The sequence below is a fragment of the Rhizobium sp. H4 genome (genome assembly GCF_003013335.1).
In the GTDB taxonomy this organism is placed as follows: domain Bacteria; phylum Pseudomonadota; class Alphaproteobacteria; order Rhizobiales; family Rhizobiaceae; genus Rhizobium; species Rhizobium sophoriradicis.
In genome coordinates, this window is sequence record NZ_PSOW01000005.1 from 1 (window position 1) to 14,967 (window position 14,967).

A 14,967-nucleotide genomic window follows, 5' to 3' on the forward strand; every position below is an offset into this window, starting at 1 on the left:
CCGGCCATACGCTGGTGTTCGGGTTGATGCTGTTTGCCTGCTTCATCCCGTTCCAGTCGGTGCTGTTGCCGATGGCGACGATCCTCGGCTCGCTCGGCCGCTTCGGCATGACGCTGCAGAACGCCACCGGCTTTTCGTTCGGCTTCGGTAATCCCACGATCAACCTGGTCTTCGTCCATGTCGTCTACGGCCTCGGCTTCACGACGCTGTTCTTCCGCAATTTCTACGAGGCCTTTCCGACCGAACTGGTCCGGGCCGCCCAGGTCGACGGCGCCAGCTTCTTCCAGATCTTCCGCCGCATCATGCTGCCGAACTCGCTGCCGATCATCGTCGTCACCGTCATCTACCAGTTCACCAATATCTGGAACGACTTCCTGTTTGCCTCGGCCTACGCCGGCACCGGTGACGCCATGCCGATGACGGTGGCGCTCAACAATGTCGTCAACACCTCGACCGGGGTGGTCGAATACAATGTCAACATGGCGGCGGCGATGATCGCCGCCGTTCCGACGCTCATCGTCTACATCCTCGCCGGCCGCTACTTCGTGCGCGGCCTGATGGCGGGCGCAGTCAAAGGGTAAGTCATGGCCTTCCTCGAAATCTCCGGTCTCAGAAAACGCTTCGGCGCCGTCGACATCCTCAAGGGCATCGATCTCGAACTCGAAAAGGGCGGCTTCCTGGTGCTGGTCGGCCCGTCCGGCTGCGGCAAGTCGACCCTGCTCAACACCATTGCCGGGCTGGAGACGATCACCTCAGGCGATATCAAGATCGACGGGCGCGACATCAGCGGTCTGCATCCCTCCAAGCGCGACATCGCCATGGTGTTCCAGTCCTATGCGCTCTATCCGAACATGACGGTGGCGGGCAATATCGCCTTCGGCATGGAGATCCGCGGCGTGCCGAAGGAGGAGCGGGCCAAGGCGATCAAGCAGGTCTCCGACATGCTGCAGATCGGCCATCTGCTCGACCGCAAGCCGAGCCAGCTGTCCGGCGGCCAGCGCCAGCGCGTCGCCATGGGCCGGGCTTTGGTGCGCAATCCGCAGGTCTTCCTGTTCGACGAGCCGCTCTCCAATCTCGATGCCAAGCTGCGCGTCGACATGCGCACCGAGATCAAGCGGCTGCATCAGCGCATGGGCACCACCTTCGTTTATGTCACCCACGACCAGATCGAGGCGATGACGCTGGCGACCAAGATCGCCGTGCTGAAGGACGGGGTGCTGCAGCAGTTCGGCACGCCGGCCGAGATCTATAACAGCCCGGCCAATCTCTTCGTCGCCGACTTCATGGGATCGCCGGCGATGAACCTGCTCACCGCCACCGTCGAGGCCGGTGCGTCCGGGCTTGCCGTCTCGCTCGAACGGCCGAACGGCGCACCGCTGCGATTGCCTGTCGTCGCCGGCGCCAACGGTCTCTCCGCCTATGCCGGCAAGCAGGTGATCTTCGGTATCCGCCCGGAAGCGCTGACAGATCCTGACGGCGCCGACCGCAAGGCGCGCTCGCTGACCGAGGACGACTGCCTGATCGAAGTCGTCGAACCGGCAGGCTCCGACACCTTCGCCGTCACCAAGCTCGGCGGCAAATCCGTCGTCGCCCGCCTGCGCGCCGATGCCGGCATCGCGCCGGGACAAAACACCCGCCTTGCCTTCAATCTCGACAAGGCCGTCTTCTTCGATCCAGACAGCCAGATGCGGATTGCGTGATGCTATCGGAGCGCCGCGCGCCTGATAAGACGCGCGGGCTATATGCTGATTAGGCTGCCGCCGTCACGCTGAGGGACACGGGGGGGAAGCGCGAGGAGATCGCTTCGACGGTGATCTCGCCGACAAGACCCGTCGCCTCCAGCCAGAAGCCGGCGGTGCCGCCCTGCAGCGGCACATTGGCCGGGCCGACGATTTTTCCAGGTCCATGCACTTTCAGCGCAATGCTGTCGTTCATGAAGGGCAGGCGCTGGCCGCATTGGTCGAGGGCGCGAAGGATGACGCGGGTGCTGTCGCGTTCGCGCGCCTTCAGCGTCAGGCTATCGGCGACGATTTCCAGCGTCGTCGGCAAGGGATCGGCCGCCAACGTCAGGCTCGCCACCGGCTCGCTGCCGATATAGCCGGTCAGGGTGCCGTCGATCCATTCGAGACCCCAGGTGCCGAGCTCGTCGGCAGTGAAGTGGCGATGATCGAGCACCACCGGCGGATGCGGCAGATGCGGATAATTCTCGCGGTCCGGGCCAATGCGCTTGCTGAGACCGCCATATTGCAGTTCCACCTCATCGCAATTGGTCAGGATGATCAGCGGCAGCACGCCGCCGATATTGCGCTCGCCGCGCGCCCAGAAGGTTACCGGCTTCATGACGATCTCGTCGGACGGGTCGCACTGGCTGATATAGGCATAGGCCGCGAATTTCGGCTCGCGGGACATGTCCATGACGCCGTGATAGCAGACGCGATCGCCGGAGCCGAAATCCTTGTGGGTGTTGTAATCGAACATGCACCAGCCGATCGCGCCCGATATATCGGGATCGCCATAGGCGGCGTTCAGCACCTCCAGGTGCCGGCGCACATGCTCAGCTTGGCGCTGCTCCTGGTCATAGATCTTCGTCGGGTGCATGTGGCCGTTGAACTCGGTGATGAGGTACGGCACTTTGCGGGACAGGCCGGTGTTCTCCTGCTGGCCGCGTAACACGGTTCGCGGGCGGTTGGCGCCCGGCAGTTCCTCGTTGCCGAGGATGAAGTCGTTCATCGTATAGACGTCTTCGAGCAGCTCGCTCTCGGTGATGTAACGCACGCCGCCGGTCTGGCGGGTGCTGTCGAGTTCGCGGGCGAGGCGATTGGTCTCGACATAGAAATCGTGACTATCCTGGGACTCGTTGATACGCACGCCCCAGATGATGATCGAGGGATGGTTCCAGTCGCGCTCGATCATGCGCCGGACGTTCTCGATCGATTCCTTCTGCCAGTCGGCATCGCCAATATGCTGCCAGCCGGGGATCTCTTCGAAGACCAGCAGGCCAATGGCGTCGCAGCGGTCGAGGAACCATTTCGACTGCGGATAATGCGAGGTGCGGACGATATTGCACTTCAGCACGCTCTTCATGATATCGGCATCGCGTTCCTGGGCGGACCGGCCGGCGGCATAACCGACATAGGGGAAGGACTGATGACGGTTGAGGCCGCGCAGCTTCAGCGGCCTGCCGTTCAAGAGGAAACCTTCCGGCGTGAATTCGGCGGTGCGGAAACCGAAGCGGCTGGAGACACGGTCGGAGCCGTGCTCGGTCCGGAGCTCGACAGCGACTTCGTAGAGCGTGGGATCGGTAATGTCCCAGAGCGCGATGCCGGTAAGGCCGCCGAAGGAAAGCCTGGTGCGGTCGCCGATCGTCTCGGTTGCTGCGGTGGCGATCACCGTGCCGTCGGCCTGCTTCAGCGTGGCAGTGACGGTGGCCGAGAAGCTGCGGCCCTCGGGATTGGCGATATAGACGCGGACGGTTGCCGACTTTTCCAGGGCAAGGACGTCCGTGGTTTCGATCTTCAGATTGCGGATCGACACCGGGTCGGTGACCTTCAGCCAGACGTCGCGATAGATGCCGGCATAAGTGAGATAATCGATGCGGCCGCCGAAGGGTGGAATGGTAGGGTTTTCGCTGCCGTCGATCTTGACGGTAATGAGGTTCTCGCCCTTGAGGAGCTTGCCGGTGAGGCGGGCCTCGAAGGGTGTGTAGCCGTCCTTGTGGGCGACGATTTCTTCGCCGTTCAGATAGACGACGCTGTCGGCCATGGCGGCGTCGAACACCAGCGAGACCTCGCGGCCCTCGAATTCGGGCAGCCAGCGCAGCACTTTCTGATAGGTGAAGGCGCGCTGATAGCTTTTCTCGTCGAAGTAATTGAACGGCAGTTCGACGGCGGTATGCGGCAGACTGACCGATTTGGCGGGGTCGAAGCTTTCGAGCAGGCGCTGCCCGAAGCCCTCATGGAAACTCCAGCCTTCGTTGAAGGAAACGACGGAACGCATCTCAGGCTCTCCCGGTCGTGGCATCAGAAGTGGTGCGCCGCCCTTCGACGCGTGAAAATCGGGTCATCGGAACATCCCTTCTTGATGCAATGGATCTGCGGGCTGCCAGAACAGGATGGTGTCCGAAACCGCTCACAGGCTTCTGCCTCACGCTCTGAAGCACGCACATCGAATCTCATTCGTGTGACGCGCTTTAGCTTTTTTTGTGCAAGTCGTCATCCCGAAACGGCGATCTTCAAGCCGGTCCGGATCCTCATGGAAATTGGGCGCCGTTGGTCTTCGTATAGATCGAATAGACCGAGCGCGTCGCGGTGATGAAGAGTCGGTTTTTCTTGGGGCCGCCGAAGGTGAGGTTGGAGACCGTCTGCGGTACCCTGATCTTGCCGAGGAGCGTGCCGTCGGGCGAAAAGCAATGAACGCCGTCGCCGGCACTCGTCCAGAGATTGCCGCCGATGTCGAAGCGGAAGCCGTCGGGATTGCCGACATCGAGGCTGCAGAAATAGCGGCTGTTTGCGAGCTTCCTGCCGTCGACGATGTCGAAAACTCTTATATGGCGTGGCACGTCATGTTTTGCCGAGCCGGAATCGGCGATGTAGAGTTTCTTTTCGTCGGGCGAGAAGGCAAGGCCGTTCGGCTGGATGAAATCCTCGACGACGGCCTCGATTGCGCCGCTTGAAGGGTCGATCCGGTAAACGTTTCGGGTCGGCTGCTCGGGAACGGCCTTGTGGCCCTCGTAATCGGACAGGATGCCGTAGGTCGGATCGGTGAACCAGATCCCGCCATCGGAATGGACGACGACATCGTTCGGCGAGTTCAGCCGTTTGCCCTTGTAGCTGTCGGCGAGAACGGTGATGCTGCCGTCGATCTCGGTGCGGGTGACGCGGCGGCCGCCATGTTCGCAGGAGATAAGCCGGCCCTGCCGGTCACGGGTGTTGCCGTTCACGTAATTGGAGGGCGAGCGGAAGATCGAGACCGTGCCGTCGGGCGTCCAGCGCATCATGCGTTCGTTCGGGATATCGCTCCAGAGCAGGCAGTTGAGGTCGGAAAACCAGACCGGCCCCTCCGTCCAGCGGCAGCCGCAATAGAGTTCCTCGAGCGCGGCGCTGCCGATGACCAGAGCGCCGAAACGTTCATCGCGGATGTCGTAAAGCGGATTGTCGGCCACGCCAGTTCCTCCTCAATGCTGCCATTTTCTTCCTAGCGGCAAATGCCGGGAGGTGCCAGAGCCCGGCGAGCTGAAATGCCCGGCCTCCGGTTTTTCAGAGGGCGGCGACCGGATGCGGCGAGCCGTCATAAGCCCCCCAGATCGACTGGTCGAAGCAGATGACCGAGCCGGTCATCAGCCCGGATTCGGCTGACGACAGGTAAGCGCAGGCGCGCGCAACCTCATGCGGATCGACGAGGCGGCCGAAGGGCTGGCTGGCCGCCGCCTTCTCCAGCCAGTCGGCGGGGGCATCGTGATATTCGCGCTGGATGCGGTCCTCGCCTTCGGACGCCATCCAGCCGATATTGAGGCCGTTGACGCGGATTCGGTTGCGCAGCAGCGCATAGGCGGTGTTCTTCGTCAGCGTTTCGAGCGCGCCTTTGGAGGCGCAATAGGCGGCGATGAAGGGCTGGCCGGCTTTGGCCGACATCGAGCCGATATTGACGATGGTGCCTTCGGTCTTTTCGCGGCGCATGACTTTCAGCGTCTCCTGCATCAGGAAAAACGGCGCGCGCACATTGACGGCGAACATGGCGTCGAAGAGTTCAGGACTGGTATCGAGGATGGTGCCGCGATCGGTGATGGCGGCGGCATTGACCAGCGCGTCCACCCGGCCGAAGGCCTCGTCGCAGGCGTGCACGACATTCCGCGCGTCTTCGACCTTGCCGAGGTCGGCCTTGACATAGACGACTCGCACGCCGGTGGCGGCCGCAATCTCCGCGGCTTTCGCCTCGCCCTTGGTTTCATTGCGACCGCAGATGACGATGCCTTCCGCACCGCGCTCGGCGAAAAGACGGGCAATGGTGGCGCCCAGTCCTTGCGTGCCGCCGGTGACGATCGCAATCTTGCCGTCAAGGCGGCCGTGGTTCGTGCTCATGTTGTTCCTCCTTGGTGGTGATAGGCGAATGGCCCCCGCGGGTGCGGGAAGCGATTATGTCAACGTGTGTGGCCCCCTCAACCGGCTGCCGCCACCTCTCCCCGAGGGGAAAAGGGATATGCCGCGCCGCCTGTCTTCCCCTCGGGGAGAAAGTGCCCGCAGGGCGGATGAGGGGGCTCCAGTCTCCAAGTTCAGCTCAACTTTTTCCTCGCGTGCTCGGCAAGCGCTGCCGTAAAGGCCTCGTCGCTCCAGCCTTCCCGCAACGCCTCGTGCATCAGCTGTGCCTGCGTCTTCGGCGCCAGCCCGCCGAGCGGCGGGTCGCGGTCGAGATTGGTCGGGAAGGAATAGCCTTCGGCGCAAGCGGCGACGGCGTTGGTGATTTCATCGGGCGTAAGCCTGCCCTGCAACGTTTTCAACGCGGGAAAGAGCCTGGCGCTCATCCTCTCGCGATTGACGGTTTCCATGGCCCGGCCGAAGGCGGACGAGACCTGCAGGAGGTTGGCGACGCGTTTGATGTCGGTCGAGCGGTTGGTGCCGGCGGCATGGAAGAGGGCGGGATTGAAGAAGGCGACGTCGCCCTTTTCGAGCGGCAGCTGCACGTGGCTGGCTTCGAAATAATCGCGGAACTCCTGGCGCTTCAGCGCGAGATAACCCGGCACATAGGTCTGGCTGTGCGGTAGGAAGAGCGTCGGGCCGGTTTCGAGCGGCATGTCGCAATGGGCGACCGCGCCCTGTAGCGTCAGCACCGGCGAAAGCCGGTGCACATGCGCTGGAAACTGCTCGATCACCTGAGACGACTGAAAGCCGAGATGATAGTCGCGATGGGCCGACTGTGCGGCGCCGCCTGGATTGACGCGGTTGACCTGCGCCGTCATCTGATAGCTCGGGCCGAGCCAGGCTTCGCGTGCCAGTGCGACGATGGCGTTGGCGAAATTTATCGGATCGGCGAGGCAATGTTTTTCCAGTGAATTCCAGATCCGGTCGTTGGCGCCGGGCTTGGCGAAGTGATCGCCGCCGCCGGTCGATGTGACGTGCTGCTCCTCGATGATCTGAGCGAAGATCGCGCTGGCGCGGTCGATGATGCCGGTATCCTCGTAAGCATGTTTGAATAGGATGACGCCGGGGCCTTCGCCGAAGGCCTCGCAGATCTCGGCCAGCACGGCGCGCCGGTCTTCAGTTACCGCCGCCATCACCTTGCGGCTGTCATAAATCAGGATGTTCTTCTCGACCGCTGACGCGGTGGGGTAATCGGCAAGAGCGGTCGTCTTTTCCGCAAGACGGCGAAAGTCGGCAAGATCGCAGGCATCTTCGGAGAGCCAGACACGGTAGGCGCGCAATTTCTGCTGGTTATCGGTTTTCATCCCAGGCTCCTCCCTGTTTTCGATGAGGCACTATACGCCGCGATGCGAGGTGATGTAGATCAGGAATCCATCAAAAACCCATCGCTTTGCTGTCGGCGGTTGAAATCATCACGCCAACATGCCGGCCGGCGATTGAGCCAATCGGATTTCCATCGGTGCCGGATTTGGGCTAAAGCTTGATATGAGCGAGGTAAGCGGCATGGATTACAGCGACGTCAGCACGATTGCGGCCTGGGTTACGGAGCAGGGACTGAAGGGCGTTTCGGAAGCCGAACTCATGACTGGTTTTTGCGCGGCCTGCCGCAAGGCCGGCCTGCCGCTCGACCGCGGCCTAGCGCTGATGGATACACTGCACCCCGTGCATGAAGGCCGCGCCTTCCGCTGGGACAGTGTGGAGGAGATCCAAGCCGAATTCGAGTATGGTCCAACGAGTTCGGGCGAAGCGGCGGCGAATTGGCAGCGCTCGGCCTTCTACCATCTTTGGTCGGGCAACGAGCGGGAGGTGCGCCGACGTCTGGGCTTCGGCGATCCGATCGATTTCGCCATGCTCGACAAGATCGCCGAAGCCGGCCATACGGATTTCGTGGCGATGATGCATCGTTTCAGCGAAGCCGGCACGATCGGCGAAATGGATTGCTTTTTCTCGCATTTCGCAACCAAACACCCGCAAGGTTTTTCTGATCACGATCTGGCCATTCTGCGCAAGCTGGTGCCGGTCCTCGGTTTGGCGATCAAGTGCATCGCGCTCGGACGCATCGCCCGCACCATCGCGGAAGTCTATCTCGGCGAGGATGCGGCGCGCCAGGTGATGGAAGGCAAGATCAGCCGCGGCAAATCGGAGCGGATTTCGGCGGCCCTCTGGTTTTCCGATTTGTTGAACTACACCAAGATTTCCGACCGCGTGCCGCCGGAGGAAATCATCCCGCTGCTCAACGATTACAGCGAGGTGGCGATCTCGGCGATCCACGAGGCCGGCGGCAATGTGCTGAAGCTGATCGGCGACGGCGTGCTTGCCATATTCAAGGGCGAGGTGCCGGCCGAGACCTGCCGGGCGGCGCTCAGCGCCGAATCGCTGCTGCGGGAAAAGCTCGTCACCCTGAATGCCGCGCGCGCGGCCGATGGCAGGCCGACGACGGACGTCTATATTGGTCTGCATATCGGCGATGTCTTCTACGGCAATATCGGCAGCCAGGACCGGCTGGACTTCACCGTCATCGGCCCCGCCGTCAACGAAGTCAGCCGGATTGCTTCGATGTGCCGTTCGGTCGATCTCAACCTGTTGATCTCCTCCGATTTTGCTGCGGCCATTCCGGAGGAAGAGCGCGCCGCGCTCGCCTGCGTCGGGCGTTATGCGTTGCGCGGAGTGCAGCGTGCACAGGAACTCTACACCTTGGACAGCGCACGGCTGGCAGCCGACTGACCGTCAAACGACGCGCGGCTATCGCAGCAGGCCCTGGCCGCCGTCGATCCAGATCGGAGTGCCGGTAATGTGCCGGGCGCGCTCGGAGGCGAGGAAGAGGATGGCTTCGGCGACATCCTCGCTCTTGCCCGCCTTACCGCCAGCGATCGGGATATCGCCTTCCGGCCAGATGACCGGAACCTCGGTTTCTTCACGACCACGACTGGCGGTATTGGCGTTGATATTGGTTTCGATCTCGCCGGGGCAGACGGCATTGACGCGGATGTCGTGTCGCCCGAGTTCCAGAGCGAGTTGCTGGACCATCGCGACCTGGCCGGCCTTGGTGGCGGTGTAGGCGGTGGCGCCCGGCGTGGTAAAGGTGCGGGTCCCGTTGATCGAGGAGACGACGATAATCGTACCGCCGCGTTGCTTCAAATGCGGAACCGTCAGATGCAGGGTCAGATAGGTGCCGCGCAGATTGACGGCGATCGTTTTGTCCCACTCGTCCGGTTTCAGATCATCGATCGGTGCCCAGACGCCGTTGATCCCGGCATTGGCGACGACGATGTCCAGGCCCTCGAAGGTATTGGTGAGTTTCTGCACCGCGGCTCGCATTTGAGCCTCGTCGCTGGTATCGGCCGTCAGCGCGATCGCCTCTCCGCCGGCCGACTTGATCTCGGCGCAGGTCTTTTCGACTTCGTCTGCCGTCCGGCTCAGTGCAGCGACCTTCGCTCCCTCGGCAGCGAGCTTCAACGCGGCTGCCTTGCCGATGCCGGAACCGGCGCCGGTTACCAACGCGATCTTTCCCTTCAGCTCCATGGACGCTCTCCTTGACGTTCCGCCGTATGCCAATGTCCGGCGCAGCAGTTGGTTCCGGATGAGAGCGGGTTGTTCGCGCTTATCTGAGAAGCGTCTGCTTGAAGGCCCATTTCTCCGGTCCATGGACGGCGGCAAAGAGCAGGCCGGCGAGGAAGGTGAAATGATCGACGAAGAAGCCGAACTCGGCCTGGTTCTGCTGCCAATGGGACGGCCCGTGGAAGGCGAAGGCGAGAAAGATCACGTAGATGCCTGCGAGCAGGCTGGCCTCGCGGAAAAATGCGCCCGATATGAAGGCGAGGGCCAGCGCGATCTCGAAGAAGGCTGCGATCCAGGTCAGGAAGGTCGGCATCGGGAAACCGGCAGCGGCGATATAGCCGGAAGTCGCGCCGACATCGGCGAATTTGAAGCCGGCGGCCATGAAGAAGATAAAACTGAAGATAATGCGGGCGGCGAAAATTGCGATTGCTCTGGCCATGAAAACCTCCTCTTGGGCTTCCACTATGACGGATGAGCGGCCTGATCTCCGACACGGCGAATAAAAAAGGGCCGCTCGCGCGACCCTTTCCCTTTTACCATTCGGCAAAGCTGCCGTCGGCGTGGCGCCAGACCGGGTTGCGCCAGCGATGGCCCTCTTTGGCGCGTTCGATGACATAGGCTTCGTCGACGTCGATGCCGAGACCTGGGCCCTGCGGGATCGAGACGAAACCATCGGCATAGTGGAACACCTCCTTGTTGGAGATGTAATCGAGGATGTCGTTGCCGGTGTTGTAATGGATGCCGAGGCTCTGCTCCTGGATGAAGGCGTTGTAGCTGACGGCGTCGACCTGCAGGCAGGCGGCGAGCGCGATCGGGCCGAGCGGGCAATGCGGCGCCAGCGCCACGTCATAGGCTTCAGCCATGGCTGCGATCTTGCGGCATTCGGTGATGCCGCCGGCATGCGAAAGATCCGGCTGAATGATGTCGACGTAACCGTCGGAAAGCACCTGCTTGAAGTCCCAGCGGGAATAAAGCCGTTCGCCGAGCGCGATCGGTGTCGAGGTGTGGTTGACGATATCGCGCAGCGCTTCCTTGTTTTCGGAGAGCACCGGCTCTTCGATGAACATCAGCTTGTAAGGTTCGAGCTGCTTGGCGAGAACCTTGGCCATCGGCTTGTGGACGCGGCCGTGGAAATCGACGCCGATGCCGATATGCGGGCCGATCGCCTCGCGGATGGCGGCGATCGTCTCGACCGCCTTCTCCACCTTCTCATTGGTGTCGACGATCTGCATCTCCTCGCAGCCGTTGAGCTTGATCGCCTTGAAGCCGCGGACGACCACCTCCCTGGCATTGTTGGCGACATCGGCGGGACGGTCGCCGCCGATCCAGGAGTAGACCTTGATGCGGTCGCGCAGCTGGCCGCCGAGCAGCGAATGGATCGGCTGTCCAAGGGCCTTGCCTTTGATATCCCAGAGCGCCTGATCGATGCCGGAGATCGCGCTCATATGGGCGGCACCGCCGCGATAGAAGCCGCCGCGATACATCACCGTCCAGTGGTCCTCGATCAGGAAGGGATCCTTGCCAATCAGGTAGTCTTCGAGTTCGTGGACGGCGGCCTCGACGGTCAGCGCGCGGCCCTCGACGACCGGCTCACCCCAGCCGACGATACCTTCGTCCGTCTCGACCTTCAGAAACAGCCAGCGCGGCGGAACAATATAGGTAGTGAGTTTGGTGATCTTCATCGCGGTTCTTCAGCTTTTCCTGTGGTTGAGATCGGCGGCATTTCCGCAGAGGTGGGTGGGATCGATTACTTCGTTCTGCCGATCACCTTCTCGGCGGCGGCAAGGTCGCGTACCGCAAGGTCGAGCATGCGGTTGGCGCATTCGCGGGCGCCTGTCTTGTCCCGCATGCGCAAAGCCTCGACGAGTTCGCCGTGAACGAGCACAGCATCCTCCCGGTTTTCGACGGCGATGTTGGAGGCATGCAATGCATATTTCAGCGCCGCATGGATGGCGCTCGACAGGCGGCGGAACACCTGGTTATGGCTGGCGGTGAGCAGCACGGTGTGAAACATCACATCGGCATCGGTGAAGCTTTCCGGTTCGCCGGCGCTGTCGCGCATCTGCCGCCAGGCCCTGTCGAGATCGGCGATCTCCTGGGCGCTGGCGCGTTCGGCGGCATATTCGGCGGCTGCCGGCTCTATCGTGCGCCGGGCTTCGAGAATGCAGCCCAACAGGTCGAGGTCCTTGATGTAAGGCCCCATCCAGTCGAGCACCTCGGCGTCCAGGATATTCCACTCGTCCCTGTCGCAAACGGTCGTTCCGACCCGCGGCTTGCCGCGAACGAGCCCCTTGGACTCCAGCACTTTCAATGATTCGCGAATGACGGTGCGGCTGACGCCGTAGAGTTCGCAGAGATCATTCTCACGGGGCAGCGGTGAGCCCGAGGGATAGCGATCCGCACAGATATCCTGAGCGATTGCCGCCGTAACGTTACGGCGTACGCGCGGCCGGCGTTCGCTGCTTCTGGAGGTTTCCGCTCGGCTTTGTCCCTCAGATTCCAACTTCACCTCTCCGCAACTCTCTTCCGCGAAAGAAACCGAACCTCATTATCCGAATTCCATCGGCTTTGCGACGGGTCCTCCCGGCTCCCGTTGCTATCCTATTATTCCAATCATCATACATTGGCAATTGACTGGTATGATGATTTAACATAATTCATTAGACACTGCCGGGGAGGCAGTTGCTCGATTTCAGAGTTTAGGGAGAGAGACATGCGCTTGTTCAAAGCAGCCATCGTGGCTGGCGCTTTCGCCGTGTTGGCGGCCGGCTCGGCATTTTCCGCGGACGTGAAGATTGGCTTCATCGTCAAGCAGCCCGAGGAGCCGTGGTTCCAGGACGAGTGGAAATTCGCCGACCAGGCAGCAAAGGAAAAAGGCTTCACCGTCGTCAAGATCGGCGCTGAAGACGGCGAGAAGGTTCAGTCGGCGATCGACAATCTCGGCGCCCAGGGCGCGCAGGGCTTCATCATCTGCACGCCCGACGTTAAGCTCGGCCCGGGCATCGTCGCCAAGGCGGAAGCCAACCAACTGAAGCTGATGACGGTCGACGACCGCCTAGTCAGCGCCGACGGCAAGCCGTTGGAAGAGGTTCCGCATATGGGCATCTCGGCCACCAAGATCGGCGAGACCGTCGGTCAGGCCATCGTCGACGAGATCAAGAAGCGTGGCTGGGACCTGAAGAATGTCGGCGCGATCCGGGTTTCTTACGATCAGCTGCCGACCGCCGTCGACCGCGTCGAGGGCGCGATTTCGGTACTGAAGTCCGCCGGCTTCCCGGCCGAGAATATTTATGACGCGCCGCAGGCGAAGACGGATACGGAAGCGGCGCTCAATGCCGCGACCACGGTTCTCAACAAACATGCCGATGTAAAATACTGGGTCGCCTTCGGTCTCAACGACGAAGCCGTTCTCGGCGCCGTCCGTGCTTCCGAATCCGTCGGCATTCCGGCGACCAACATCATCGGCGTCGGCATAGGCGGAGCGGAATCGGCGATCAACGAATTCAAGAAGCCGGCAGCGACGGGGTTCTTCGGCACCGTCATCATCTCGCCGAAGCGTCACGGCTATGAAACGGCGCTGAACATGTATGAGTGGATCGCCAACGGCAAGGAGCCGGCAAAACTGACGCTGACCTCCGGCTCGCTGGCGCTGCGCGGCGACTACGAGAAGGTCCGCAAGGATCTTGGCATCGAGTGATCATCTCCGGATGATGTCAATCCGGCAGCACCCAAGCGGGCTGCCGGATCCGTGTCGGCGGAGCGGTGATGGCTTTCCTCGAATTCAACAATATCTCCAAGGGCTATCCCGGCGTGCAGGCGCTGGCGAATGTTTCCTTCACCGTCGAGAAGGGCGCCGTCCATGGCCTGATGGGCGAAAACGGCGCCGGCAAATCAACGCTGATCCGCGTGCTTTCAGGCGATCAGGCCGCCGATGACGGTGACATCTTCATCGACGGCGAGGAGCAGAAATACACCTCCGTGCGCGACGCCTTCCACGCCGGCATTGTCGTCATCCACCAGGAGCTGCAGCTCGTTCCGGAATTGACGGTTGCCGAAAACCTCTGGCTCGGCCGCTTTCCGGCCAAGGGCGGCGTCATCCATTCGAAGACGCTGATCGAGACGGTGCGGGTGAAGCTCGAGGAGATCGGCATCGACGTCGATCCTTCCGCAAAGGTCAGCTCGCTTTCGATCGGCGCTCGGCAGATGATCGAGATCGCCAAGGCCATCATGCTCGACGCGCGAGTGATCGCGCTCGACGAGCCGACCTCCTCGCTTTCCTCGCGTGAAAGTGAAATCCTGTTCTCGCTTATCGACAGGCTGAAGGCAAAGGGGACGGTCATTCTCTACGTCTCGCATCAACTGGACGAGATTTTTCGGCTTTGCGACAGTCTGACGGTGCTGCGCGACGGCAGGCTTGCCGCCCATCATCCCGCCATTGCCGAGACGACGCGCGAACAGATCATCTCGGAAATGGTCGGACGTGAGATCAGCGATATCTGGGGATGGCGCGGGCGTCCGCTCGGCGACATCAGGCTGGAGGTCAAGGGTCTGTCCGGGCCGAGACTGAGCACCCCTATCGGCTTTTCAGTTCGCCGAGGCGAGATCCTCGGTTTCTTCGGGCTGATCGGCGCCGGCCGCAGCGAGATGGCGCGGCTGCTTTACGGCGCCGATGCCAGACATCAAGGCCAAGTTACGATCGACGGCATTGCCGTCTCTCCTGACAATCCGAAAGCGGCGATCAAGGCCGGCATGGTGCTCTGCCCCGAGGATCGCAAGTTCGACGGCATCATCCAAGGTCGGTCGGTCGAAGAGAATATCGCCATTTCTTCACGCCGGCACTATTCATCCTTCGGCCTTTTGAAGCCGAAGATGGAGGCCGCACAGGCAGACCGATTTATCGCCAGGCTTCGAGTGCGCACACCGACGCGCCGGCAGGACATCGTCAATCTCTCCGGCGGCAATCAGCAGAAGGTCATTCTCGGGCGCTGGCTTTCCGAGCAGGGCATCAAGGTCCTCGTCATCGACGAGCCGACTCGCGGTATCGATGTCGGGGCGAAGTCGGAAATCTACGACATCCTCTATGAGCTGGCGGCCGACGGCATGGCGATCGTGGTGATATCAAGCGAGTTGCCCGAGGTCATGGGCATCTGCGATCGCATCATGGTGATGTGCCAGGGCAGGGTGGCGGCGAATGTCGCCCGGCCGGATTTCAACGAGCGCAGCATCCTGACGGCGGCACTGCCCGACAAGAATGCCGCCGGCACCACTTAGGATC

General features: G+C 61.9%; 13 protein-coding genes. 5 read left to right on the forward strand and 8 right to left on the reverse strand.

All coding sequences use genetic code 11. The features are described 5' to 3' along the window. Both C4N04_RS08850 and C4N04_RS08855 read left to right on the forward strand, forming a co-directional pair. On the forward strand, positions 1 to 581 hold a 581-nt coding region (locus C4N04_RS08850), incomplete at its 5' end, for a carbohydrate ABC transporter permease (protein WP_158775534.1). A gap of 3 nt (positions 582 to 584) precedes the next feature. Next, positions 585 to 1,700, forward strand: a complete 1,116-nt coding sequence (locus C4N04_RS08855; protein WP_106795878.1) for an ABC transporter ATP-binding protein — start codon at positions 585 to 587, stop codon at positions 1,698 to 1,700. 49 nt (positions 1,701 to 1,749) lie between these two features. Here C4N04_RS08855 and C4N04_RS08860 read toward each other — a convergent pair whose 3' ends face one another. From C4N04_RS08860 to C4N04_RS08875, 4 genes are all read right to left on the reverse strand, one after another. Next, the gene (locus C4N04_RS08860) at positions 1,750 to 3,996 is read right to left on the reverse strand and encodes a glycoside hydrolase family 2 TIM barrel-domain containing protein (protein WP_106795879.1); all 2,247 of its coding nucleotides are present in this window, start codon (positions 3,994 to 3,996) and stop codon (positions 1,750 to 1,752) included. A 253-nt stretch (positions 3,997 to 4,249) separates the two neighbouring features. Continuing rightward, complete coding sequence (locus C4N04_RS08865; RefSeq protein WP_106795880.1) at positions 4,250 to 5,161, reverse strand: SMP-30/gluconolactonase/LRE family protein; 912 nt, start codon at positions 5,159 to 5,161, stop codon at positions 4,250 to 4,252. Between the two features lie 94 nt (positions 5,162 to 5,255). After that, positions 5,256 to 6,077 (reverse strand): SDR family oxidoreductase, encoded by an 822-nt coding sequence (locus C4N04_RS08870; RefSeq protein WP_106795881.1) that lies wholly within the window; start codon positions 6,075 to 6,077, stop codon positions 5,256 to 5,258. Positions 6,078 to 6,268: 191 nt separating this feature from the next. Then, positions 6,269 to 7,438 (reverse strand): phytanoyl-CoA dioxygenase family protein, encoded by a 1,170-nt coding sequence (locus C4N04_RS08875; RefSeq protein ID WP_106795882.1) that lies wholly within the window; start codon positions 7,436 to 7,438, stop codon positions 6,269 to 6,271. 199 nt (positions 7,439 to 7,637) lie between these two features. Here C4N04_RS08875 and C4N04_RS08880 point away from each other — a divergent pair, with 199 nt between their 5' ends. Then, positions 7,638 to 8,858: an adenylate/guanylate cyclase domain-containing protein gene (locus tag C4N04_RS08880; RefSeq protein ID WP_106795883.1), complete on the forward strand. Its 1,221-nt coding sequence runs from the start codon at positions 7,638 to 7,640 to the stop codon at positions 8,856 to 8,858. 18 nt (positions 8,859 to 8,876) lie between these two features. On the opposite strand, the gene C4N04_RS08885 is transcribed toward C4N04_RS08880, so the two are convergent. The 4 genes from C4N04_RS08885 to C4N04_RS08900 form a co-directional block, all read right to left on the reverse strand. Continuing rightward, positions 8,877 to 9,656, reverse strand: a complete 780-nt coding sequence (locus C4N04_RS08885; RefSeq protein ID WP_106795884.1) for an SDR family NAD(P)-dependent oxidoreductase — start codon at positions 9,654 to 9,656, stop codon at positions 8,877 to 8,879. Between the two features lie 79 nt (positions 9,657 to 9,735). Next, positions 9,736 to 10,131, reverse strand: coding sequence for a DoxX family protein (locus C4N04_RS08890; RefSeq protein WP_077990828.1), 396 nt, complete (start codon positions 10,129 to 10,131; stop codon positions 9,736 to 9,738). A gap of 94 nt (positions 10,132 to 10,225) precedes the next feature. Beyond that, positions 10,226 to 11,374: a galactonate dehydratase gene (dgoD, locus tag C4N04_RS08895; protein WP_106795885.1), complete on the reverse strand. Its 1,149-nt coding sequence runs from the start codon at positions 11,372 to 11,374 to the stop codon at positions 10,226 to 10,228. Between the two features lie 65 nt (positions 11,375 to 11,439). Then, the gene (locus C4N04_RS08900; RefSeq protein ID WP_106795886.1) at positions 11,440 to 12,195 is read right to left on the reverse strand and encodes a FadR/GntR family transcriptional regulator; all 756 of its coding nucleotides are present in this window, start codon (positions 12,193 to 12,195) and stop codon (positions 11,440 to 11,442) included. 210 nt (positions 12,196 to 12,405) lie between these two features. On the opposite strand from C4N04_RS08900, the gene C4N04_RS08905 reads away from it, so the two are divergent. Both C4N04_RS08905 and araG read left to right on the forward strand, forming a co-directional pair. Further along, on the forward strand, positions 12,406 to 13,389 hold the full coding sequence (locus C4N04_RS08905) for an arabinose ABC transporter substrate-binding protein (protein ID WP_106795887.1): 984 nt from the start codon (positions 12,406 to 12,408) through the stop codon (positions 13,387 to 13,389). A gap of 68 nt (positions 13,390 to 13,457) precedes the next feature. Further along, the gene (araG, locus tag C4N04_RS08910; RefSeq protein ID WP_106795888.1) at positions 13,458 to 14,963 is read left to right on the forward strand and encodes an L-arabinose ABC transporter ATP-binding protein AraG; all 1,506 of its coding nucleotides are present in this window, start codon (positions 13,458 to 13,460) and stop codon (positions 14,961 to 14,963) included. Positions 14,964 to 14,967: the final 4 nt, after the last annotated feature.

Bases quoted from the DNA above. Each gene is read 5' to 3' on its own strand.
- C4N04_RS08855 (WP_106795878.1), top strand. From the start codon at position 585: ATGGCCTTCCTCGAAATCTCCGGTCTCAGAAAACGCTTCGGCGCCGTC.
- C4N04_RS08885 (WP_106795884.1), bottom strand. From the start codon at position 9,656: ATGGAGCTGAAGGGAAAGATCGCGTTGGTAACCGGCGCCGGTTCCGGC.
- C4N04_RS08860 (WP_106795879.1), bottom strand. From the start codon at position 3,996: ATGCGTTCCGTCGTTTCCTTCAACGAAGGCTGGAGTTTCCATGAGGGC.
- C4N04_RS08870 (WP_106795881.1), bottom strand. From the start codon at position 6,077: ATGAGCACGAACCACGGCCGCCTTGACGGCAAGATTGCGATCGTCACC.
- C4N04_RS08890 (WP_077990828.1), bottom strand. From the start codon at position 10,131: ATGGCCAGAGCAATCGCAATTTTCGCCGCCCGCATTATCTTCAGTTTT.
- C4N04_RS08880 (WP_106795883.1), top strand. From the start codon at position 7,638: ATGGATTACAGCGACGTCAGCACGATTGCGGCCTGGGTTACGGAGCAG.
- C4N04_RS08905 (WP_106795887.1), top strand. From the start codon at position 12,406: ATGCGCTTGTTCAAAGCAGCCATCGTGGCTGGCGCTTTCGCCGTGTTG.
- C4N04_RS08875 (WP_106795882.1), bottom strand. From the start codon at position 7,438: ATGAAAACCGATAACCAGCAGAAATTGCGCGCCTACCGTGTCTGGCTC.
- dgoD (WP_106795885.1), bottom strand. From the start codon at position 11,374: ATGAAGATCACCAAACTCACTACCTATATTGTTCCGCCGCGCTGGCTG.
- araG (WP_106795888.1), top strand. From the start codon at position 13,458: ATGGCTTTCCTCGAATTCAACAATATCTCCAAGGGCTATCCCGGCGTG.